The sequence below is a fragment of the Saccharicrinis fermentans DSM 9555 = JCM 21142 genome (genome assembly GCF_000517085.1).
Classification (GTDB): Bacteria; Bacteroidota; Bacteroidia; order Bacteroidales; family Marinilabiliaceae; genus Saccharicrinis; species Saccharicrinis fermentans.
This window is the reverse complement of record NZ_KI912107.1, coordinates 4,109,673-4,131,926: the sequence shown is the minus strand read 5'-3', so window position 1 is coordinate 4,131,926 and position 22,254 is coordinate 4,109,673. Positions and strand designations below refer to the sequence as shown.

22 protein-coding genes are annotated in these 22,254 nt (G+C 39.5%); 8 read left to right on the top strand and 14 right to left on the bottom strand.

Annotation, left to right across the window (positions count from 1 at the left end; translation table 11 throughout):
- Positions 1–35 precede the first annotated feature (35 nt).
- Both CYTFE_RS0116845 and pheS read left to right on the top strand, forming a co-directional pair.
- Positions 36–1,349 (top strand): peptidylprolyl isomerase, encoded by a 1,314-nt coding sequence (locus CYTFE_RS0116845; RefSeq protein ID WP_244880336.1) that lies wholly within the window; start codon positions 36–38, stop codon positions 1,347–1,349.
- Positions 1,350–1,498: 149 nt separating this feature from the next.
- Positions 1,499–2,518: a phenylalanine--tRNA ligase subunit alpha gene (gene pheS, locus CYTFE_RS0116840; RefSeq protein ID WP_027472757.1), complete on the top strand. Its 1,020-nt coding sequence runs from the start codon at positions 1,499–1,501 to the stop codon at positions 2,516–2,518.
- A 200-nt stretch (positions 2,519–2,718) separates the two neighbouring features.
- On the opposite strand, the gene CYTFE_RS0116835 is transcribed toward pheS, so the two are convergent.
- Entirely contained in the window at positions 2,719–3,387 is a 669-nt protein-coding gene (locus tag CYTFE_RS0116835; RefSeq protein WP_027472756.1) for a DUF2461 domain-containing protein, read from the bottom strand.
- A gap of 206 nt (positions 3,388–3,593) precedes the next feature.
- On the opposite strand from CYTFE_RS0116835, the gene CYTFE_RS0116830 reads away from it, so the two are divergent.
- Complete coding sequence (locus CYTFE_RS0116830; protein WP_027472755.1) at positions 3,594–4,265, top strand: 2-C-methyl-D-erythritol 4-phosphate cytidylyltransferase; 672 nt, start codon at positions 3,594–3,596, stop codon at positions 4,263–4,265.
- Here CYTFE_RS0116830 and CYTFE_RS0116825 read toward each other — a convergent pair.
- The 10 genes from CYTFE_RS0116825 to CYTFE_RS0116780 all read right to left on the bottom strand — a co-directional run bounded on the left by CYTFE_RS0116825 (position 4,246) and on the right by CYTFE_RS0116780 (position 14,211).
- Positions 4,246–5,076 carry a metal ABC transporter permease gene (locus tag CYTFE_RS0116825; protein ID WP_027472754.1) on the bottom strand — a complete coding sequence of 277 codons (831 nt, stop codon included), beginning with the start codon at positions 5,074–5,076 and terminating at the stop codon, positions 4,246–4,248. The two genes, CYTFE_RS0116830 and CYTFE_RS0116825, sit on opposite strands and share 20 nt — an antisense overlap.
- Positions 5,077–5,086: 10 nt before the next feature.
- Complete coding sequence (locus CYTFE_RS0116820) at positions 5,087–5,827, bottom strand: metal ABC transporter ATP-binding protein (protein WP_027472753.1); 741 nt, start codon at positions 5,825–5,827, stop codon at positions 5,087–5,089.
- Positions 5,828–5,829: 2 nt separating this feature from the next.
- On the bottom strand, positions 5,830–6,714 hold the full coding sequence (locus CYTFE_RS26955) for a metal ABC transporter solute-binding protein, Zn/Mn family (protein ID WP_044212554.1): 885 nt from the start codon (positions 6,712–6,714) through the stop codon (positions 5,830–5,832).
- Positions 6,715–6,745: 31 nt separating this feature from the next.
- Positions 6,746–7,165 carry a Fur family transcriptional regulator gene (locus CYTFE_RS0116810; protein ID WP_027472752.1) on the bottom strand — a complete coding sequence of 140 codons (420 nt, stop codon included), beginning with the start codon at positions 7,163–7,165 and terminating at the stop codon, positions 6,746–6,748.
- A 141-nt stretch (positions 7,166–7,306) separates the two neighbouring features.
- The gene (locus CYTFE_RS0116805; RefSeq protein ID WP_027472751.1) at positions 7,307–8,164 is read right to left on the bottom strand and encodes a LytR/AlgR family response regulator transcription factor; all 858 of its coding nucleotides are present in this window, start codon (positions 8,162–8,164) and stop codon (positions 7,307–7,309) included.
- 429 nt (positions 8,165–8,593) lie between these two features.
- Positions 8,594–9,073 (bottom strand): aminoacyl-tRNA deacylase, encoded by a 480-nt coding sequence (locus CYTFE_RS0116800; protein ID WP_235208105.1) that lies wholly within the window; start codon positions 9,071–9,073, stop codon positions 8,594–8,596.
- Positions 9,074–9,276: 203 nt separating this feature from the next.
- Complete coding sequence (locus CYTFE_RS0116795; protein WP_044212559.1) at positions 9,277–9,963, bottom strand: inorganic pyrophosphatase; 687 nt, start codon at positions 9,961–9,963, stop codon at positions 9,277–9,279.
- Positions 9,964–10,106: 143 nt separating this feature from the next.
- Positions 10,107–11,648, bottom strand: a complete 1,542-nt coding sequence (locus CYTFE_RS0116790; RefSeq protein WP_027472748.1) for a YifB family Mg chelatase-like AAA ATPase — start codon at positions 11,646–11,648, stop codon at positions 10,107–10,109.
- 105 nt (positions 11,649–11,753) lie between these two features.
- The gene (locus CYTFE_RS0116785; RefSeq protein WP_027472747.1) at positions 11,754–12,473 is read right to left on the bottom strand and encodes a DUF6261 family protein; all 720 of its coding nucleotides are present in this window, start codon (positions 12,471–12,473) and stop codon (positions 11,754–11,756) included.
- A gap of 430 nt (positions 12,474–12,903) precedes the next feature.
- Positions 12,904–14,211: an acetyl-CoA hydrolase/transferase family protein gene (locus CYTFE_RS0116780; protein WP_027472746.1), complete on the bottom strand. Its 1,308-nt coding sequence runs from the start codon at positions 14,209–14,211 to the stop codon at positions 12,904–12,906.
- Between the two features lie 362 nt (positions 14,212–14,573).
- On the opposite strand from CYTFE_RS0116780, the gene rluF reads away from it, so the two are divergent.
- The gene (rluF, locus tag CYTFE_RS0116770) at positions 14,574–15,305 is read left to right on the top strand and encodes a 23S rRNA pseudouridine(2604) synthase RluF (protein ID WP_027472745.1); all 732 of its coding nucleotides are present in this window, start codon (positions 14,574–14,576) and stop codon (positions 15,303–15,305) included.
- Positions 15,306–15,424: 119 nt separating this feature from the next.
- Positions 15,425–16,234 (top strand): nickel insertion protein, encoded by an 810-nt coding sequence (larC, locus tag CYTFE_RS0116765; protein WP_027472744.1) that lies wholly within the window; start codon positions 15,425–15,427, stop codon positions 16,232–16,234.
- Between the two features lie 57 nt (positions 16,235–16,291).
- On the opposite strand, the gene CYTFE_RS0116760 is transcribed toward larC, so the two are convergent.
- Positions 16,292–16,999 carry a Crp/Fnr family transcriptional regulator gene (locus tag CYTFE_RS0116760; RefSeq protein ID WP_027472743.1) on the bottom strand — a complete coding sequence of 236 codons (708 nt, stop codon included), beginning with the start codon at positions 16,997–16,999 and terminating at the stop codon, positions 16,292–16,294.
- A gap of 297 nt (positions 17,000–17,296) precedes the next feature.
- On the opposite strand from CYTFE_RS0116760, the gene CYTFE_RS0116755 reads away from it, so the two are divergent.
- On the top strand, positions 17,297–17,716 hold the full coding sequence (locus tag CYTFE_RS0116755; RefSeq protein WP_027472742.1) for an OsmC family protein: 420 nt from the start codon (positions 17,297–17,299) through the stop codon (positions 17,714–17,716).
- 68 nt (positions 17,717–17,784) lie between these two features.
- Here CYTFE_RS0116755 and CYTFE_RS0116750 read toward each other — a convergent pair whose 3' ends face one another.
- Positions 17,785–18,366 carry a 5'-methylthioadenosine/S-adenosylhomocysteine nucleosidase family protein gene (locus CYTFE_RS0116750; RefSeq protein WP_027472741.1) on the bottom strand — a complete coding sequence of 194 codons (582 nt, stop codon included), beginning with the start codon at positions 18,364–18,366 and terminating at the stop codon, positions 17,785–17,787.
- Between the two features lie 142 nt (positions 18,367–18,508).
- On the opposite strand from CYTFE_RS0116750, the gene CYTFE_RS26950 reads away from it, so the two are divergent.
- Positions 18,509–19,246, top strand: a complete 738-nt coding sequence (locus CYTFE_RS26950) for a TylF/MycF/NovP-related O-methyltransferase (protein ID WP_052343252.1) — start codon at positions 18,509–18,511, stop codon at positions 19,244–19,246.
- 9 nt (positions 19,247–19,255) lie between these two features.
- Entirely contained in the window at positions 19,256–20,956 is a 1,701-nt protein-coding gene (locus CYTFE_RS26945) for a patatin-like phospholipase family protein (protein ID WP_052343251.1), read from the top strand.
- Here CYTFE_RS26945 and CYTFE_RS0116735 read toward each other — a convergent pair.
- Positions 20,945–22,252, bottom strand: coding sequence for an IS701 family transposase (locus CYTFE_RS0116735; RefSeq protein ID WP_027470370.1), 1,308 nt, complete (start codon positions 22,250–22,252; stop codon positions 20,945–20,947). The two genes, CYTFE_RS26945 and CYTFE_RS0116735, sit on opposite strands and share 12 nt — an antisense overlap.
- Between the last annotated feature and the right edge of the window lie 2 nt (positions 22,253–22,254).

Genomic DNA, 22,254 nt, shown 5'->3' with positions numbered 1-22,254 from the left:
GTTTTGATTGGAGGATGTTTTTTATGATTCGCTTGGTGTGCGTTAAGATAAAAGTCTATGTTGCTATATTATGGCTGGTTCTGTTCTCTATGCTTGCTTGTCAGCCTCGGCAGCAGAAGTCTACCATGTCGCAAGAGGAACGTATGCGTCCAAAGGGGTCTTATCAGCGTAATATTAAATCTGTTGTGACCATCGAGTGCTATGATCACTATAATCGTTTGTTGAAAAGAGGTTATGGTTTTTATATTTCGCGTAATAGCTTGGTCACACATCTCGATCTAATTAAAGGAAGCTATAAGGCAAAGGTGACGCCGGTGGGTACTGAAGACTATAGTGATGTGGCTGGTTATCTAGCTTATGATATAGAGAACAATCTGGTCATACTGAAGACCTGGAAGGAAAATTTGCACTACCTGCATCTGGAGAAGTCTATTCGTCATATTCCTGATTCTATTGCCGGTTTGTATCGCAAGTCGACAAAGATTTATGCCCCCAAAGTAGAGGTTGATCGAATAGAAGTTGATTCTACGATTCATTATTTTCTAAGTAAAAAAATAGCATCCGGTCTTCCGGCTTTTACTTTTCTGCATCATCCGGTGGGAATGGTCCTGAATCAACAAACGGATAGTGGAAAAGTGTGCGCCTTGATACCTTCGGCTGAAATATTGGCTTTGAATAAAAGACGGCTCAAGCGGGAGAAGTCTATTTATGATCTTCGTAGGAAAACCAATAAAGTATATCCGTCTTATAAGGAAATAAAGGGGTTTAGAATTGAAACAACAATGGGTAACATAGATATTGTGTTATACAACCAAACGCCGGTGTTTCGTGATAATTTTATTCGACTGGTGTCTGATCATTTTTATGATAGCCTTTTGGTGCATCGTGTGTTAAAGAATTTTTTGATTCAGACAGGCGCTGCCGATAGTAAATATGCAGGTAAGGATGATCTTGTTGGATGGCAGGGGCCTGGCTATAATTTAAAAACCACGACTGTACCTGGTCTGTTTCATAAGCGGGGGGCTGTGGCGGCTTCAAAAATGCCACCCGAACGTAATCCCAAAGATCGCTCCGATGGTTCTCAGTTTTATATTGTTTCTGGTAGAATCTTTTCGCGTGATGAATTGAAGGATATTGAAAAGCAGAAAGGCATTCGGTTTACGCCAGAGCAAATAAGTACGTATAACACTCTTGGCGGAGCTCCTCATTTGGACGGTGATTACGTGGTGTTTGGAGAGGTGAAGGCAGGTATGGATGTGGTGGATAGAATCGCTGCTGTAGAAACCTATGCAGTGGATAGACCTGTTGACGATATTCGGATTATGCATATCGATATCTTAAAAAAGTAAGTCCTATTTTTACCGTTTTACGTAAAATGACCTGTTAGTGATTGGGCGTTTGGGCTTCTTATTTGTACTTTTATGTAATTTTCTATTCTTCTAATCCATTCCTTTTATTAAATTTGCAGATTCAGAATAATATACAAAAGAAGCCAATAATGCTGGATAAAATAAAAGCTTTACGCGAAGAAATAAAGCAACTCACTGCTCAAACAGCCGATGAGGCAGAACATTTACGTATCAAATATCTTAGTAAAAAGGGTATTATATCGGAATTGTTCAATGATTTTAAAACGATTCCTAGCGAGCAAAAACGTGAGGTAGGACAGGTTATTAATGTGCTAAAAAATGAAGCGCAGGAGTTTATTAATGGTCTGAAGGAGCAATTTGCCGATACCCAAGTCAAAGGGGCGGGAGTTGACTTGACTCTTCCGGGAACGGTTATGAAACTGGGTAGCCGTCATCCCTTGTCGTTGGTTAGAAATGAGATTGTGAATATATTTGCCCGTTTGGGTTTTAATATTTCTGAGGGGCCTGAGATCGAGGATGATTTTCATGTCTTTACAGCATTAAATTTTCCTGAAGAACATCCGGCCAGGGATATGCAGGATACTTTTTTTATTGAGAAAGATCCGGATGTATTGTTGCGTACCCATACCTCTTCTGTTCAGGTGAGAGTGATGGAAAAAACACAGCCGCCTATTCGTTCTATTTTTCCGGGACGTGTGTTTCGTAATGAGGCTATCTCAGCTCGTGCGCACTGTATCTTCCATCAGGTAGAGGGATTATATATTGATGAGAATGTTTCTTTTGCCGATTTAAAGCAGACTTTGTTGTATTTTGCCAAAGAGATGTTCGGTGAAAAAACACAGATACGTCTGCGTCCTTCGTATTTCCCTTTTACAGAGCCGTCGGCTGAAATGGATATTTCTTGTACGCTTTGTGGCGGAAAGGGATGTAACGTATGTAAATATACCGGCTGGGTAGAAATATTAGGTTGTGGTATGGTGGATCCGCATGTGTTGGAATATTCAAATATTGACAGTGAGAAATATACTGGGTTTGCTTTTGGTATGGGTATTGAACGTATTACTATGCTGAAATATCAGATTAAGGATATTCGTCTGTTTTTCGAGAATGATGTTCGTTTCTTGGAACAGTTTAAAGCTAGTATATAATTTTGGTGATGACAAATATGTGGCCTTTGTGTACGTAGAAGTGAGCTATGGTCGCTGATTGCATGGCTAATGACCGGGCCTTTATTATATGAGCGAGAAAGATTTATTGAGCCAACCGTGATCAGGTTGGCTCAAATTGTTTTTTGTAATCTATTATGGGCGCAATAGAAGATTTTATCCATGTATGAGCAGCAATTCTTTCAGGATAGTGATCGTTTGATGCTTTGGTTAATAAATTTGTTGAAAGGGTGCAAAAGTCTGTATACTGCTTCAATTTTTTGATCGATATTTTCTGATAGCACCTCTTCATCCGATAGGTGACTTATAACTGTATATGATTTGTTTTGAACGAGGTGTATGTTGGGATCTGTTTTGTCAAAGCCTTTGGGAGCCGTTTTAAGTCTTTCACCCCATATCTCAGGAAATACTTTTTTAAATGCACTGTCTTCTATAATGGATTTATAGCTTTGCGTATTTTCTATGATGGCTTCCCTTACCGATTTTAAAACCTTGGGTGATGGGCAGTATATTCCTCCTCCTATAAAGCTGTTGTCCGGTTCTAGATGGAAGTAATAGCCTGCATAAGTACTTTTTCTTCCTCCATGTGAGATATAGGCTCCAAAGTTATTCTTATAAGGGTCTTTGTTCTTTGAAAATCTGGCGTCTCTATATATTCTGAAGACGCAATCTTTGGCCGCAGGATGACCTATACTTGGGTCTATGGTGTTTATCAGGGCTATTAATTTGTTTGTGTATGCTTCAAAAGCCTCCTTGGCACGCAGGTACTTTGGTTTGTTGTCCTGAAACCATTCTCGGTTGTTGTGAATGCTGAGCTCCACCAAAAAATCAAATATCTCTTTCGGTATCATGACAAATAATGGTTTAATAGTTTGTGCCAATTTAAAGCGAAAAGATAGCATTTGCAACAATTATATTCTTAATTGCCTATTTGTGGTGGGCTGTAATTATGTATTTGTTAATTTTGGGATCCAAAGCGAGTTATTTTAGATCTTTCAGTGTGCGGATAAAAAGTATGATTGGATCTATATGACCATTGAAAGATAAATTAAAACATATGAAAAAATCTGTTATCATTGTGGCTGGAGGAAGTGGAAGCCGTATGGGAAGTGAGCAGCCTAAGCAATTTCTTAAGTGGTGTGGTAAGCCTATTTTAATGCATACGATAGAACGGTTTGTTAGCTATGATCGACATATGCGCATCGTATTGGTATTACCCGCAAATCAGGTAGGTGTCTGGGAAAGACTTTGTGAGCAATATGATTTCACCATTCCTCTGGAAGTGGCTTTGGGTGGAAATACGCGCTTTGATAGCGTTAAAAGTGGTTTGGAAGTGCTCACAGAAGAATGTTTGGTTGGGGTGCATGATGGGGTACGACCGTTGGTGTCATTGGAAACACTTGAAAATTGCTATGTAACAGCTGCAAAGTGCGGGTGTGCTATTCCTGTGACTGATTCGTTTGAATCGATCCGGGAAATGAATGAATCAGGTAGCAGATCGGTTAATAGAGCACAGTATAAAATGGTACAGACTCCTCAGGTTTTTGTGATGTCTGTGCTTAAGGAAGCTTATGAGTTACCATTTCAAGATTCATTTACGGATGATGCCAGTGTTTATGAAAGTGCCGGTAATGAAGTGATTCTTACTGCTGGTAATCGCGAAAATATAAAAATGACCACACCTGTTGATTTGCTAGTGGGTGAGGCTCTTAAGAAAAATGGTTTGTAGATTTCATTATTTTGCTGCTTCCTTTTAGTAGGACCCAAACCAGAACCAGGGTGAAAATGATGATGGCACCCGATGGTAAATTAAAGAAATATGAGCCTATTAATCCTAGTATCATACCCATAAATCCAAAACCGATGGAATAGTATATCATCTTTTTAAAATCATGGGTGAATATGGCCGCTATTGCCTGGGGTATGGTAAAGAGTGATAAAACAAGTATGATTCCGGCAATTCGGATACTAAATACGATGGTCAAGGCCACCATGGCGGCTGTTACATATTTGATAAACTTGACGTTTAATCCTGTTGTTTTGGCGTACTCGGCATCAAAGGCAGTATATAATATGGGACGATAAAAAATGATGATGCAAGCTGTGATGAGGATGGTTAAGGCAAGCATATAATAGATATCACTGAGCGTTACTGTGAGTATGTTTCCAAATAGAAAGCTCATTAAGTTTGGAGTGTAACCGGGTGTTAAAAAGACAAAGATGATACCAATGGCCATACCCAATGACCATAATATGGCTATGGCACTGTCTTCGCGTATATTAGCCTTGGAGGTGGACCATTCGATACCCAGTGCTGATAGCACCCCAAATACAGCCGCTCCTAGGAATGGGTTGAGACCAAGGAAGTAGGCTAAGCCAATGCCTCCGAATGAAGCATGCGTGATTCCTCCGCTAATAAATACTATTTTTCTTGAAACAATATAGGTGCCGGCTATGCCTGCTAATATGCTTGTTAATAGACCTGCAATAATAGCGTTTGTAAAAAAAGAGTACTGGAATATACTGAGTAATTCTTGCATTGTATATGAATTAGTGGTTGTACAGAACCCGATGTGGTACCTTGCCATGGGTGATTAGCTCAATGGGACAATTGTATGTTTGTAATACCTGATCGTTGATCTTATTGGAAAGGTGATAATGTAACTCTTCGTTGACGCAGGCAATGGTTTTAATGAAGGACGAAATGGTTCCTATGTCGTGTGATACGAGTAATATCGACATCTTTTTGTTAAGGTCTTGAAGTAAATCGTATAGCTCACCTTCAAAGTGCTTGTCGACAAAGTTATTGGGTTCGTCTAGTATCAGGACTTGTGGATCGTTGATGATGGCGCGGCATAAGTATACGCGCTGCATTTGTCCCCCCGATAATTCGCCAATAGCACTTTGTGCATGTTTTTGCAGGTTTACAAAATGCAATAGTTCCAAGGCCTTGTTTTTTTCTTCTTTTGTATATCTTTTTAATAGCCCTTTCTTGCCCATTAAGCCAGATAGCACCACGTCAATAACTCTGATGGGAAAGGATTTGTCGGCTAAATTTATTTGAGGCAGGTATCCAATACTGGCCGGAGTCTCCAAATGATAGGTTAATTGACCTGACAAAGGTTTCAATAAGCCGAGTATAACTTTTAAAAGAGTTGATTTGCCTCCTCCGTTGGGGCCTATGATTCCAATGAAATCTAGATGGTTCACTTCCAGGTTTACCTCCCTAAGCACAGGCTTATTAGGCTCGTAACCGGCATAGATGTCTTTTAAGCTTATTAGTGGTGCCATGGCTATCGCAGGTTTTTTTCTAATTTACCTAAAAGCAAATTCATTTCTGTAAACCAATCTTCAGATAGGGGGTTAACTTTAACGATGGGTATGTTCAGTTCGTTAGAAATGATTTCTGCGTTTCTTTGATCGAATTCTTCCTGTATGAAAATCGCCTGTGTCTCTTGTTCTTTTCCCTTGTCAATGAGTTGTCTTAACCACTGGGCACTGGGCTCTTTACCTTTGTCTTCAATGGAGATTTGTTGTAGACCATAGTCTCTTGCCAAATATGTGTAAGCTGGATGGAAAATGTAAAACCTTCTTTTTTGTACAGTCTCCAGCGTATGTGCGTATTTTTCATCTAGCTGACTTACTTTATTTAGTAGTGCTTTGCCATTCTCGATAATATTTTCTTTGTTTTGGGGGAAGGCTGTTGTTAGAGCTTCCTGTGTGTTTTTGATGACTGTGATCATTGTTTTGGGTGAAGTCCATATGTGTGGATCGATACCGCCCTTGTGCACATGATCGCCATGATAATGATCCTCTCCGCGTATATAGGATATTCCTGTTGAGGTGTCTTCTATCTTTAAATGGGGATTGATCTCCTTGATCCTTGGGATCCATGCTTCTTCAAAACCAATGTGTCCTATCCGTAAATAAAGAGTGGACTCGCTGAGACTTTTTATTTGTGATGGACTGGGGGCATAAGTGGCAGGACTGCTGCCTTTGGGTATTAATACATTAATGGGAATGGTGTCGCCCATTAGTTGTTCTACGATATATTTCTGAGGTTGAATGCTAACACTAATACCACGGATGGATGTGGGTTTTGGGTTGCAAGCGGCCATGCCCATAATGATGAGTGCTATGACTACTGTGCGTGTGAGTATTTTTATGGTGTTTTTCATGTGAGTTATGCTCTTTTATCAATCTTAAAAATTACTTGTTTTTATTGCTGCAAAGCTTGCAAATGCCATTGATGATTAATTTGCTGCTTTGTTGTATATAACCTTCGGGTAACTCGTATTGTTTGATCTTACATTGTGGCATGCATGTGATTTGATGGCATATGTTACAATGAAAATGCAGGTGCTCTGTGTCGTATTCAGTGTTGAAGATGTTTCGGTTAATGCTATATGAGGTTATGCTACCGTTTACTTCAATTTTGTGTATGACTTCATTTTTTACAAGTGATTTAAGATTGCGGTATATGGTTACTCTATCTGACTGTCCGGAAAGTGTTGCCTCAATGTCTTTTTGATTCATGGGATGAATAGCCTCTTTTAATAGGGTGACTAGCTCAAGCCTGTTTTGTGTGACCTTCAGTCCTTTCTGTTTTAGAATATTTTCCGCATCCATTTTTAATATTGCTTAGTTTGTTCTGGTGCAAATATAGCAATTTTAATCTAAATGCAACATTGTTGCATTTGTGTATTTTTTGTGACCTGATAAAGGGGGGGAGCGGAGAAGTGAATGTGTTTCGTTTGGCCTGAGTGTAGACTAAGACTCTCCGAATAATCTGAATATTTCGTTCATATATGTTTTTGACAATGGAACTTCAATGGGTGGGTCAGTATCCATTTCCAGTACGTGAATACCTTTATCTCTCCGGATCAGTTTTATTTTTTCAAAATTAACCATGTAGGACCGGTGGCAGCGTGCTATAGGAAGGTGTTTTATTTGATGTTCTAGGTTTTTGATGGTATTCCGAAGGAGGAATTTGGAGATTGTATTTTTGCCTTTGTAGAATATGGAAACATAATTGTCTGTGCCTTTTAGGTAAAGGATGTCGTCAAGTATCAGTGAAATACGCATGGTACCTTTTTCGTCCTTGAAGGGAACCATTTTTTTGCCATCAATAACAGTTGATTCTTCTGATTCGGTTAGTTCCTTTATCTTGTGATTCTTATCTTGCCACGAAAAATATAGCCACAATACAGCATAGGGCAATAATAGAACCAAGGCCGTGTTCTGCAAGGATACTGCAAATACTTCAAAGAAATCCCTGTGGTCGTTTTTAATAAAAGCCGATTCGTAAATGGTGTAGAACAACGACATAAATATGATTTCTAAACCAATGATCAACAGAAATGCCCAAAGTTTTGTACGTATCTCTTTTTTATTGTAATGGTATAGTAGTACCCTGGATACTACCGCCACTAACACACCTGTAAGGATAATTAAACTGGAATAAAAAAGGAGCTCTTGAGACTGTAATTGAAGCCCAAACCAATTTCTAACATCAAAGGGCGAATATAGGTTGATAAACAACAGGGCAAAGCCTGCTGTAAATAGAATCAGCCTGACAATATTCTTTTTTGATATGAAGTATGCTGGTATTTTTTGATTTAAATCCATCTGATACGAAAGTAATGATAAATTCAAATTTCAAAAATAATTTGATTAAAAAAAACTTATTTTTGGCGGTTAAATTTTCACCCCTTATATGAAATTTTCACCCCTAAATACAAATTTTCGTCCCGTTCAGCTGTGTGTTATACCATTAATTTGTAGAATACTCTCAAGTTTTGTTGGTTTGTATTGCGATCAACAATAAGTGTTTTGATTGCAATTTATCCAAAGGTTATTTTTTATAGTGGCCTTTGTTAGGATGAGAATGATATTAAAAAAATAACTACTATTTTTTTACCCTTTTCGATTTTGCTAGTGTAAAAAAGCTGTTACCAAAACGTTGGAACAGCTTTTTTGATTTTTAAGGCTTTGTGTAAAACAGGTCTGCTGTATGAGAGGTAAGTCAAAGTGATGTGGCAAACCCGTGGATCGTGATTAGTAATTGGCATGATACGCGATTTTCATGATGCTTGGTTTTACCAGTCTTTCAAAGTCAGCATATTTCATTTGAATCAGCATGCTGTGCGTTCCGGCGTTAAAGGCAATAAATACAAATTCAGTTAAAGCTTCGGCTACATATACGGGCATATCGTATAGATTACCAAAGGGGGGCATTGCACCTACTTCGCAGTTGACGAAAAGATCCTTAAATTCTGCTTCGGTAGCCAGTCTTATTTGATGGGCTCCGGTGGCTTCTTTTAACAGGTTAAAATCAATTTGCATATCACCGGGTAATACAATCATACACATTTGTTCATCCAGCTTCATAATGACAGTCTTGGCAATTTCTTTTCCTGAGATGTGAGCATTGGCTGCAGTCTCTTGTGCTGTGAATGTTTTGTGGTGAATAATTTTGTTAAAAGAAACATCCTCATTTCTTAAAAATGATTCCAATCGTGATAATGGCATAGTCATTTCCTCCTTTTTTATGGTTCAATGTACTTAAGATAAGATATTATTTAACCAAAGTAAAGGGTAGTAGATGCCTAATTGATAAAAAAGGGTTTGGGGTGTGGATGGAATAGAAGTGGCTTCTGATGGTAATTGAATTGGGATAGAAAAATATCATTAGGCAAATGCCTGTTAAAGCAAATGTCTAATGAATAGTTTTTTATATGCTAGTATTTGGAAAGGGCGTTTCGTAGGTTGTCAAACCTGGAGTCGTAGTCAAGTGCTGATAACTTAATGACTTCTTTTGCCTCTTCTGCATTATAAATGTGGGTGATTTCACAATCTGCATCTAAACCGGGCATGTCTTTATAGGTTAAAAAGTAATGCTTAAGGCGGTTCACTACGAGTTCTGGAAGCTCAGTGATATCTTTCATATTGCCATAAACTATGTCTCCTTTTAATACTGCAATGATTTTGTCGTCGGCCTGGTTGCCGTCAATCATCCTGAAGCCCCCGATGGGTGTTGCCTGTGCGATGATGTCGCCATGGGGAACTTCTTTCTCTGTTAGAACACAAATATCCAAGGGATCACCATCGCCTTGTATTTCCTCCCTGCCGGATTTTTCAGCACAGAATTTTCCAATCCTCGGACCACAGTAGGTTTGGGGTACAAAACCGTAAAGCGCAGGAACTACATTGGAGTACTTCTGTGGACGATCTATTTTTAAGTATCCTGTTTCTTTATCTATCTCGTATTTGATGGTATCTGTAGGAACCACCTCGATAAAGGTATTCACTATTTCTGGAGCTTTGACGCCAATGTTAATGCCGTGCCAAGGGTGTGATTTGTATCTTAAGCCCATTAAGCGACCTATGGGGTCCATTAAGCTGTTGGTTGTAAACTCATCTGCCATTTTACAAATTGTATGTTAATTATTTTGGTTTTAAATGTGGTTGCAAAAATAGGGAAGTAATAAATATCTGCAGCACAAGTGATGAAATTTAATCATATATTTATAGTAAAACTACTTTTTGGTGTAAAAAATGGCCAATTAGTTTATCCTACCCAACCTGCTTTGTCCAGATTCCTATATTGAACAGCTTCGGAGATGTGATTGGCTTGTACTTGTTCTTGACCATCTAAGTCGGCAATGGTTCTGCCAACCTTTAGTATCCTGTCATAGGCTCTGGCCGATAAGTCCAACTTTTCCATGGCATTTTTTAGAATCTCCATCGCTTCTGTTGTAGGTGTGGCATATTTGCGTTGTAGTTTTGTTGTTATTTGAGCATTGCAGAAGACGTGATCAATGTTTTTATATCTTTCACTCTGTATTTTACGTGCACTGATCACCCTTTTTCTGATGTCGCTGCTTTTTTCGGAGGTAACAGCGGTGGTTAGTTCTTTGAAGGGAACAGGAACCACTTCAATCTGAAGATCAATTCGGTCCAGAAGGGGACCAGATATGCGACTTAGATAGCGCTGTACTACACCGGGACTGCAAACGCATTTCTTTTCTGGATGGTTATAGTATCCACAAGGACATGGATTCATACTGGCAATAAGCATAAAGCTGGCAGGATAGTCAACGCTGAACCGGGCTCGTGAAATGCTAATGATTCTGTCTTCTAAAGGTTGACGCATAACTTCTAATACCGTACGCTTAAACTCAGGAAGCTCGTCTAAAAAGAGTACTCCATGATGGGCCAGCGAAATTTCACCGGGCTGCGGAAAGCTGCCTCCGCCCACCAGTGCCACGTCGCTAATGGTATGGTGCGGACTCCTAAAAGGACGTTGTGTTAGTAAGGCTGTGTTGTTTTGTATTTTGCCTGCCACAGAATGTATTTTTGTGGTTTCCAACGCTTCGTCTAATGTTAATGGGGGTAATATGGATGGCAGACGTTTGGCAATCATTGATTTCCCTGCCCCGGGAGGGCCAATCATCAATAGGTTATGCCCTCCTGCAGCGGCGATCTCCAAGGCTCTCTTTACAGACTCTTGCCCTTTTACATCCACAAAGTCAATGTCGTCATGTAACAGTTGTTCGTAGAATTCCTTATCGGTGTCTACTGTGGTTGGCTCTATTTCTAGGTCGCCGTTTAAGAAAGATCCTACTTCGGTGATGTTGACCGCCCCGTATACATCGATGCCCTGAACAACAGCTGCTTCCCGGGCATTTTGTATGGGGAGAATAATGCCTTTGAAGCCCTCTTGTTTGGCTCTCACAGCAATTGGTAAGGCCCCCTTTACTGGCTGTAGGCTTCCGTCAAGAGACAATTCACCCATCATAATGTATTGAGATAGGTTTTCGGATGATATTTGTTTTGATGCAGCCAAAATACCCATGGTTAAAGGTAGATCGTAGGATGAGCCTTCTTTGCGAATATCGGCCGGTGCCATGTTGATCACGATTTTTTTCCCGGGCCATTTGTAGCTTTCAGATACGTTGAGAGCTGCTTGCATGCGTTGTTCGCTTTCCTTTACAGCACTGTCGGGAAGACCTACCATAAAAAATTTGATTCCCTTGGAAAAATTAACTTCAATAGTAATGGTTACTGCATCTATTCCAGTAACAGCTGCTCCAAATGTTTTTACTAGCATAGAAAATTGTTAGGATTCGTAATTTCCCATGAATTTACATAAACTATTTAAAAAATGAAATACATAGCGCACAAAACAAAATTAATACATAATAAAAGCATTGTACTATAATAGCGCTTTGTGGGTATGGTCGCTTGCTTGGCCGGACTGTACCTTTTGGTTGTATTCGTTAATGAGAGTGTTGATATCCCGGATTACACAGGCATAGACTGGGTTTGGCTGTATCTGTTGCATCAGCTCAATGAATTTGAACATGAGTTCAAAAGAGTTTCTCATGTCGGTACAGGCGCAGTTATCCTGAGTAGGGCTGTTTTCAATGTTGTTTCGTAAAGCCAGTTCAAATTTGTTTTGAGCCTCGCTTAATTCATCAAACCAAGTTTGCATGTGCAACTTCTGTATTGCTGAACTTAGCTGGGGAATTTCTTGAATGTCTTTTAGTAAGGCCTTGATTCTTTTTGTTTTTTCTTCCATGCTGGCCGACTCTACATACCAATGGTGTTTTTTTATGGCCTCGTTTATAAATTTTGAGTGGGCTTTCCATTCTGGTTGTATTTTTTTTTGACAGGCCTGTAAATAGTTCTTGATGGCCACAATGGCATCACTTCTGATGGCATCGGTATTGATTAGTGTGGAGTTACAGGCTGTATTCTTTTTGGTTTGGATGGCCTTTTGTATTGTGTAAAAAGCTCTTTGAGCAGTGGACATAGGTTTGGCTAAACCCAGTGTTTCAACCTCGAGTTGCTCAAGAATGGGAAATAAACGTTTACTGAAATTTAAGTAGTCAATGTCTTGATACTTATAGAAATAAGGGTTTTCGATAGTCATAAGTGGAGTTGTTTCGTTTTGGCATTATTTAGATAAATATAATGAAATATGGAGGATTTGTCAAGTTATTCTTTCTTTGTTTCGATATGCTAATCTTTCAATGGCCATATGGAACTCACCAACTTAATATCCCTTCTGGTAAAAATAGAGCCGGTAGCTCCGGTGATAATTCTTCTTTCACAGTTTATTTTATCCGTTTTTATTTAGTCTTTGAAGCTTTCTTATCAAAGACAGAAAAAACAGTCGTTTTCTTGCAGCCACTATTTAACAGACCCAATTTTTGTGCGTGATTCTTGAATGTTCTGTTTTACGATATAATTTAAAAAAAATTGGACATAAAAAAGGCCGTTCAAATTGAACGGCCCTTGAAATATAGAAGTGTCTGAATATACTATACTAAAATTCTCATTTTAAATTGAGAATAAATGGTTTAGATATTTTTATTTACATAATGAAAGTGAGGGCCGAAACGATCAAAGGCTGCTTTGTCCAGTTCTTCCTGGTGATCAGGGTGGGCTACAGAAGTAATGAGTCTGGCTCTCTCCTGCATTGTTTTTCCATAAAGGTTCACAGCTCCAAACTCAGTCACGAACCAGTGCATGTTAGCTCGCGTGGTTACAACGCCCGAACCCGGTAACAAAATAGGAGAAATTTTAGACAATCCTTTGGCTGTTACTGATGGCATGGCAATGATAGGTAAACCCCCTTCGGAATATCCTGCTCCTCTAATGAAATCAATTTGTCCGCCTACACCCGAGTAATGTTTGGTACCAATAGAATCTGCACACACCTGACCGGTAATGTCAATGGCTAAGGCCGAATTGATAGCTGTTACTTTATGGTTTTTACGGATTACATCCACACTGTTGGTGTGTTTTACATCCATCATAGCTACCATAGGGTTGTCATCCACAAAATCGTAAAGTTTTTGAGAACCCATAAGGAAAGAGGCTACCATTTTCCCTTGGTCTATTTGTTTGCGTTTTCCATTTACCACCCCTTTTTCTACCAAGGGAAGGATACCGTCGGCAAACATTTCTGTGTGTACCCCTAAATCTTTGTGATTACCCAATTGGGCCAGTACGGCGTTGGGAATACCGCCAATACCCATTTGAAGACAAGCTCCGTCTTCAATCAATTCGGCTACATTTTTACCAATGGCGATATCTGTTTCGGTTAATTGACCCATGTCGTGAATAAATAGGGGGCTATCATCTTCAACAAAAATGTCAATTTCACTCATGTGAAAGATAGCATCACCCCAAGCACGTGGAACATTAGGGTTCACTAAAGCAATAACTGTATCAGCAGATTCAATAGCTGCCTTAGTGGCATCTACGGATGTTCCTAAAGAAACAAAACCATGCTTGTCTGGAGGTGAAACCATCACCATGGCTACATTTACTTTTAAATAGCCTTCACGGATTAATTTTTGCGTTTCACTTAAAAATGCAGGTATGTAATCGGCATATCCTGCTTGTGTTTGCTTGCGCAAGTTTCCTCCTACGAAAAATTGTTCTGAAACAAAAACTCCTTCGAACTCTGGATTAGCAAAGTCTACCTTGTCTTCGATGTGGATGTGTTGGATTTTTACATCGTAAAATTCCTTGTTGCGGCCACGCTCAACCATGGCCTTAATTAGTTTATGGGGAGTTACGGCCACACTACTTAAATGTACCCTGTCTCCCGTTTTAATTACTTTTACAGCTTCTTCTGCACTTACACTTTTATACTGCATTTTAATTTATTTAGAGATATTTTTCTTTAATTGCTAGACGATGTGCAAAAGTATAATAATTTGCTCAAAATGTATGGGTTGAAAAATGTATTCTACAACATATTGCGAGCCCCGTTGTTAAATACATTTTTGATTCGTAAAATGCCTTGTTAGTGTGATGAGATTATGATATGCCGGCTTGTGTGGTCATTGAATGTAATTGAAGAGATGGTAAAATATGATTTTTGGTGGCTTCTTGGGGGATGTTTATGTGCACTTGTTTGTTTTTTCTTATCTTGTGCAAGGCATGGTGTGTGTTAGTGTTTGCTATGCAAAATAGTGTAACTTTTGTGTGTGGTTTAGGGTTTTAACAGATATGAAATATGGTAGATATGCAGCCTACTAGGATAAATAAATACCTGAGCGAAGTGGGGTATTGTTCACGTCGCGAAGCGGATAAATTAATTGATGCTCAAAAGGTGACCATTAATGGAAAGGTGCCTGTAATGGGAACAAAAGTTTGTGAGGGGGATGAGGTGCGTGTGAGGGGGAAGCTGGTTGCTGAAACCAAGGATAAACCAGTTTATATTGTGTTTAATAAACCCATAGGTATTGTTTGTACTACCGATACACGTGTTGAAAAGAATAATATTATTGATTATATCAATTATCCCAAGCGAATTTTTCCCATAGGCAGACTTGATAAGCCGAGTGAAGGCTTGATTTTTCTCACCAGTGATGGTGATATTGTGAATAAAATCCTTCGCGCAAGAAATAATCATGAGAAAGAATACCTTGTTCAGGTTGATAAACCGCTAACGGATATGTTTTTGAGACGGATGAGGAATGGAGTGCCCATATTGGATACGGTTACCCAGAAGTGTATGGTTGAAAAGACGGGGAAGTTTGAGTTTAGAATCGTGCTTACTCAAGGGCTGAATAGGCAGATTAGAAGAATGAGTGAATATTTAGGTTATGAAGTAACAAAACTGAAGCGAGTAAGGATTATGAATGTGAAGCTGGATGTGCCTGTTGGTAAATGGCGCTATTTGAGTAGTAGGGAACTGAATGAAATTAATAAATTGGTTTCGGGATCCGCTAAAACACATTTGTAGTTGATTGTTGAGTAATAAAGTTTAAATATAAAACCGGTATGGCGTAGTATATGATCAGGTACAGTAGGGTGTGCTTGTGATTTGCGTAGCTTATTAAGGTTTTGCAAAATTAGATAGTGATGAAGTTGTTAATAGATCCCAGTGGAGGAATGGCAGGCGATATGTTTGCGGCTGTTCTTATCTCGGCGGGTGCAGATGAGTCTAGGATGATAGAGGCAATGTTGAGCGCTGCCAAGAGAATAGGTCAGGCTACTATTAGTGCTGTTAAAACGCATGATGATGCCATCCGGCTTAGTATGTGTATGAATCATAATCATGGTCATCTGGCAGGTTCAAAGGCCAAAGCCTTGTTGGGTGAGTTGTGCGAAGAGCTGAAGATTGAGGGAGACTACAAAGCTTTTGCATTAAAAGTATTGGAGGCTCTTATAGCCGCAGAAAAGCAAGCTCATGCAGAAAATACTTTTTTAACAGACCATATTCATGGTCACCATCATGATCATCATCACAGTCATCCTCATCATGGGGATGATCACCATCATCATGATGAGGAGGAGGCTTGGTTGCACGAGGCGCAGGATATTTTGATTGATATTATTGGTGCGGCGATGGGGTTGCAATTGCTGAAGGCACCCGTAACAGCTAGTTTGATAAATCCTGTTTCATTGGGTGGAGGAAGCATTAAGTTCTCGCATGGAGAGATGGATGTTCCAGCTCCGGCGACAAAAATTATGATGCACAAATATGGAATAGCACATGTGATGGGTCCCATAGATGTGGAGCTTTGTACCCCGACCGGAACCGCTATTTTAGTGGCGTTGGGTAGTGACTTAATGACAGATGCAATGGTGTCAAAAGTGATTTGTAAAGGCAGTTCTCGAGGAGGAAAAGATTTACCCATTCCTCCATTAAAAGTATGTCTTACAGAATAAAATAACCAAAAAATGGCTGCTGTGGAGGGCGGCCATTCGTTTCTATATCAGCAAAAACTACACATAAACATTTCCTATCTTAATTAATTTGGGAATATTAAGAAGCTTGATTTTCCTGCCGTTCAATTCGATTAATTTGTCGGTCTTAAACTCCGAAAGCAGTCTTATGACAGATTCGGTTGCAGTCCCTACCATATTAGCTAATTCTTCGCGGGTTAATGAAATTTGTAAGGTGTGATCCTGATCCAATTCAAATGTGTCCATCAGTAATAATAGTACTTCTGCCAGTCTCTCACGTACCGTCTTTTGTGCAATATCAGTGAGGAATTTGTTAGACTCCCCAAGTTCTTTGCACGTAAGCTTCATCAATGACATGGAAAAGTTGGCGTTCGATTTTAATAAGGAGGCCAATACTTCACCCGGAAAATAACAAAGAATGGTGTCTTGGATAACTTTGGTGGTGCTGCAGGCCAACTCATCGCTGATGACAGATCTAAATCCGATCAGGTCGCCTCCTTTGGCAAATCGAATGATCTGCTCTTTCCCGTCAAAGCCAGTTTTAAAAATCTTTAATATCCCCTCTATAACTAAAAATGTGCCGTTGATTCTGCTGCCTTCATGGTAAATAGTACTTCCTCTTTTATGGATAGTACTGCTTATCGATTGATTTACCATCTCAACTTCTTCTTCAGATAATCCTTTAAATATCTCAAAAGCACGAAGATCCACAGGCTCGTTGTATGGAACACTTTGAACATTCTTCATTCCTTATGTTTTAATTTTTTTCACTTTGCAAAAATAATGTTAATTCAGTATAAAGCTAATGTTTTATTGTAATGTTGAAAACAAGAAAAAGTATTATTTAGCCTTTTGTTAAGTAAAATGCCTTTTTTGTGTAGTTATTTTCATTAATTTACCTACAAAGATATAAATATTGACGTATATTTATGGAAATCATGTATCTAAATATATAACTATGGAATGAATGATTGTTGTATATTCAAAGATATAGGAGATACGTATAGTGGATTGAGTACAAATGTAAATTAAAATGATAGACACATGAAAGCTACAGTTGATTTAGAATGGTTAGAAAATATGACTTTTCAGACCGAAGTAAATGGCCATAATATTAAAATTGATGTGGGAGAAGAAAACGGAGGGAATAATGCTGGTCCTTCACCAAAACCATTGATGTTAGTTGCGTTGGCAGGTTGTACGGGGACGGATGTGGTATCTATTTTGAAAAAAATGAGGGTTCAGTATGATAGTTTGAATATTGTGGTTGAGGCCAATTTGAGAGAGGAACATCCGAAGTACTATGACAGCATGAAGGTGGTTTTTAAATTTAAAGGAACCGAACTTCCTATGGATAAACTGGAGCGTGCGGTTCAGCTTTCGGAAGAACAGTATTGCGGGGTTTCGGCGCTTTATAAAATGGCTATCCCGGTTACTTTTGAAATAAAAGTAAACCAGGATTAATGATCATAGCCTTTCCCGGAAAAATCTAAGTTTTGGGAAAGGCTATGGAAGTGTTGTTGGGGTATGTTTTATTTGGTAGGGTGTGCTGTATGTCGTATCGTGTGATGATCCATAAAATGTTGCAGCGTATTTTGGGCCTCTGCTAATTTGTCTTCCCAATGTTTGATGGAATTTTGTCCGATAATGTCGGTGACGCATTTGATGCCGGCAAAGGGTATGTGGTGTATTCGGCACGCACGGGCAATGGCAAATGATTCCATGTCAAAAACATCTCCCGTACCATCTGCGCTTGTGAGAAAGGTGTCGCCGGTGTTGCAAATGCTATCGAATGTCCAATCATGAAAATAACCACATTCTTCTATTAGATCGCTAAAGTCTTCTTGGTAGGGGACCCCAAAGTCGCTCAGTTTTTCCATGTCTCTATCCACAAATTTGTTACACAAATGTATGGAGCCTAGGGCATGCTTTACGGTGCCTGCTGTGCCTATGTTTAATACGATATGAGGCTTGTGTGTCTGTATGGCTCTTTCAACAGCCAAGGCGGCCGCTACTTTTCCTACTCCTGTGCAGCAATAATGTATGCTGCAACCGGGAATCTGTATATGTACCCTTTCTTCTTCAACAGCATATGCAATTAAAATATGAATCATCATTTACCTTTTGGGGTAAAAATAGAAATTATACAAGAATCATGGGGTGCTTATTTTAATTTCTTAGTAAATAATTTTCTCAAATACCATATTACATTTCATTTTTTAATATTTTGTGCTCATCATAAAATATGGACCATTCATGAATTTTATCTTTTACGCCAATATTGTTATCGTTAATATTGTGGCATGGCTCGCCATTAGTTATTTCTGGAGTTTTTGGAATTTTAAACTGTTTAAACCTTATCAGTGGTTGGAATCTGTAAAAAGAAAAACAGTGTCTCGTGTAATTGTTCATAGTGAACGTAAGTTTAAAGATCGTAATCGATTTTATACCATCTGGTTTGTGTTGGAGGGATTGAGAAAGAAAAACATTGAAGGGGATCTGGCCGAGGTGGGGGTCTTTAAAGGGGAAACAGCCAAAGTGATTCATCACTTGATGCCAGAAAGAAGCTTGTATTTATTTGATAGTTTTTCTGGTTTGCCTGCCCAAGTTATTCGTGAAGATTGTGATGGAACTGTTCGTCCTCAGACAGTTAATTTTGAACAAACCAGCAAAGAGGAGGTGGAGAAATATATGAAGGGTAATCATCGGGTGGAAATCCGGGAAGGAATTTTTCCTGATACGGCAGCGGACTTGAAGGAACATACCTTTGCTTTTGTGCATCTGGATGCTGACTTATATAAGTCTACCCTTGACGGCTTGCAGTTTTTTTATCCCCGATTAGCGCCAGGAGGATCTGTTTTAGTGCATGATTATAACCATAACTGGGAAGGTGTGAGGAAAGCAGTGGATGAATTTGAAATGACAGTGCCGGAGCAATTTGTGGAGTTATATGATATGTATGGTTCCGTGTTGTTGACAAAAAATAAACTTTAAAGAATCATTATGCCCAGAGTATTTGCCATTATTGCCTTTTTGTTTTTAATTGCCTTTACAGTAGGTGGTCAGGAAGTTTTTACGGAGAGTGACAGACCCAAAATAGGTCTTGTTTTAAGTGGAGGTGGAGCAAAAGGGATGGCACATATTGGTGTGTTAAAGGTGCTGGAGGAACTGGATATTAGACCCGATTATATTACCGGAACGAGTATGGGTAGTATTATGGGAGGACTGTATGCCATTGGTTATTCTGCCTATGAGCTGGATTCTATTGTTCGTTTGATGGACTGGAATACTATGTTGAGTGATCGGATTCCTTTGTCGGAGGTGGTGCCTGAAGAAAAGCATGATTATAACCGTTTCCTGTTTCAGTTTGACCTTACTCCTACAGGGCCTAAATTGCCGAGTGCCGTTGTTGAAGGACAAGCTATTTCTGAGCTAATGAATTATCTTACTTGGCATGTGGCAGGGGTGGATGATTTTGATGATTTTGAAATTCCTTTTCGCTGCGTAGCATCCGATTTAATATCAGGGGAGCCCTATGTCTTTAAGGCTGGTAATCTGGGTACTGCGATGCGTGCCAGTATGGCTATCCCTTCTGTTTTTTCACCTGTACGTTTAGATACCATGTTGTTGGTGGATGGTGGGGTATTAGATAATATTCCTGTGGCGACGTGTCGTGAGATGGGCGCCGATATTATTATAACGGTCAACGTAGGTTTTAGAGAAAAGCCTAGTTTTGATAATTTTAATTCCATTGGCGATATCTTGATGGGATCAGCTATGATCAGAAGTAATTACGAAGCAAAAAAATCCTTGGAAGAAACGGATATTCTTATTTCACCTGATTTGTCCGGCTATAGTTCTGCTAGTTTTTTTGATGGTGATGCCATCATTGAACTGGGTGAAATAGCTGCCAGAGAACGTTTTGATGAGCTGGCTTCTCTGGCCGACTTTCTGAGTCTTTATCCCCAAAGATCCATGACAAAGCCTGAGATGCTGGATAAGATTTATATAGAAGATGTTAAGGTGGGAGAGCTTAAATACTTGGAGCGCACTTTTGTGTTGGGTAAATCGGGGTTAGAAAAAGGACATTACTATACAAAAGAAGAAATTAATAATGGTCTTCATCGTTTAATGGGCACGCGTTATGTGCAGAGCATTAGTTATACACTGACTAAGGGCGAAGAGGGTTTTGTACTGACCCTGTTACCTAAGGAGGCTTATCGAAGTAAATATAATTTTTCGATACAGTATGATAATATCTATAAGGCTGGCGCCATTTTTAATGTGGCTTTTCGTAATAAGTTTGTCAAAGGATCAAAAATTGCCATGAGCCTTAATTTCTCGGAGTATCCTATTTTTAATGCAGAGTTTTTGGATTACAAGGGACAGCGGCAAGTGATAGGAAATTACCTGAAAACAAGATGGGAATTTAATTCTGTACCTTTTTTTGCAGATGATGGCGACGAAGTGGGGCGGATGAAACAAAGTTATTTGAATGTGGAAGGTGGTGTGCTATATGCTCCTAATACGAGTAGTGTAGTGCGTGGAGGTGTTTACTTTAGAAGACAGTTAAGTAGTTCCGGGAAAGGTCTCCTGAATCTGTTTGCAGAGGATGTGGATAAGATAGGTAATAACTGGTGGGGGTTGACATTGAATTATAATAAGAATTCTTTTAATTCTACTTTAACAGATTTATTGCTTTGAATAACAGAGGTCTATGTCACGCTGTCGCTTTTCATGTCGCTGCTGCAGTTTTTCCAGCATCCGTTCATCGGTCATTTCACGATAAAATTTGTATACCATAAAATCCATAATGTCTCTTGCCGACAACAATGGGACTTCGTCTTGATTCAATAGTTTTTCTTTCAGCATAAAGCTGCCCACCATTAAGTTGAGGGCTACTTGGTGATGCCATGACAGCCATTTGCGGGTTTGGAACTGATCCAAGCCTACTATCTGTTTTTGCTCTTTGAAGCTATGCTCAATGAAAAAGCGTTGTGCCTGCATGTATGCCAGCGCCTGATGCGTGTATTGAGCAAGTTCTGCGTTAGTGAACGAATATTTTATTTCTACTCCCTGCTTTGTCTTTCTTTTCGAAATGACCAGCAACCGTTTCTCAACAATGTTCTGAACCTTATCCCAAATGTAAACTGTCTTAAAATGGAACAATCCCTTCAGCTTTCCCTTGGCAGAATCACGAATGTCAAGCTTTTTCCAGTCCTTGTTTGTAAGCGTTTCTATATATTCGTTAGCGTTTACCGATGGGGTGCTTGCCTTCGGCCTTTTGGGTGGGCGCCCACGATTGCTCTTTCGCTCTGGAATATGTAGTTCTGGTTTTTCAAGGTGGATTTTTTGATCGCTATGAATGTCAAGCATGTACACCAAACCCATATCCTCAACCGAACGGGTAAACGCAAGGTCATTGCCATAAAGTCCATCCCCCCCAACGTAATCGAACTCGATACCCATTTCCAGTTGGTGCTTCACAATATCTGTAGCCAGCTCCGGTTTTGTCTTGAAAACCCTGTCCTCTTTGGGGATGCCAGCAGTTTCACACCTGGCGTTGTTAGTACACCATGACCTTGGAAGGTACAGTCTCGTGTCGACCAACGCTGCATATTTGTCCGTGCACAAGCAACCAAAAACTGCAACCTGCGAGTTTGCAGTCTTCCCAACGTTCCCGCAATACTGGTGATCAACACCAATGCTTTTGTCACCTTTTTTCACCCATCCGCTTTCGTCTATGAGTAATCCTTTTAATTTTTGGTTTGGGAGTGATTGGTCTACCTGATTTGCTATTTGGTCGATGACAGCTCTTGCATCCCAATTGGATTCGGTGATAAAATGCTGCATCTTATGGTAGTCTGCGTTTAATGTCTCAGTGATGCGTTCGATGTTTTTCAAATCGCTTAAAGCTAGACCTTCGACGTATTGAGTAGCTTTGTCGAAGTTGGATTTTGTTCTATTTTTAAAATGGTGCTGAAATTCAGATAAATACACTT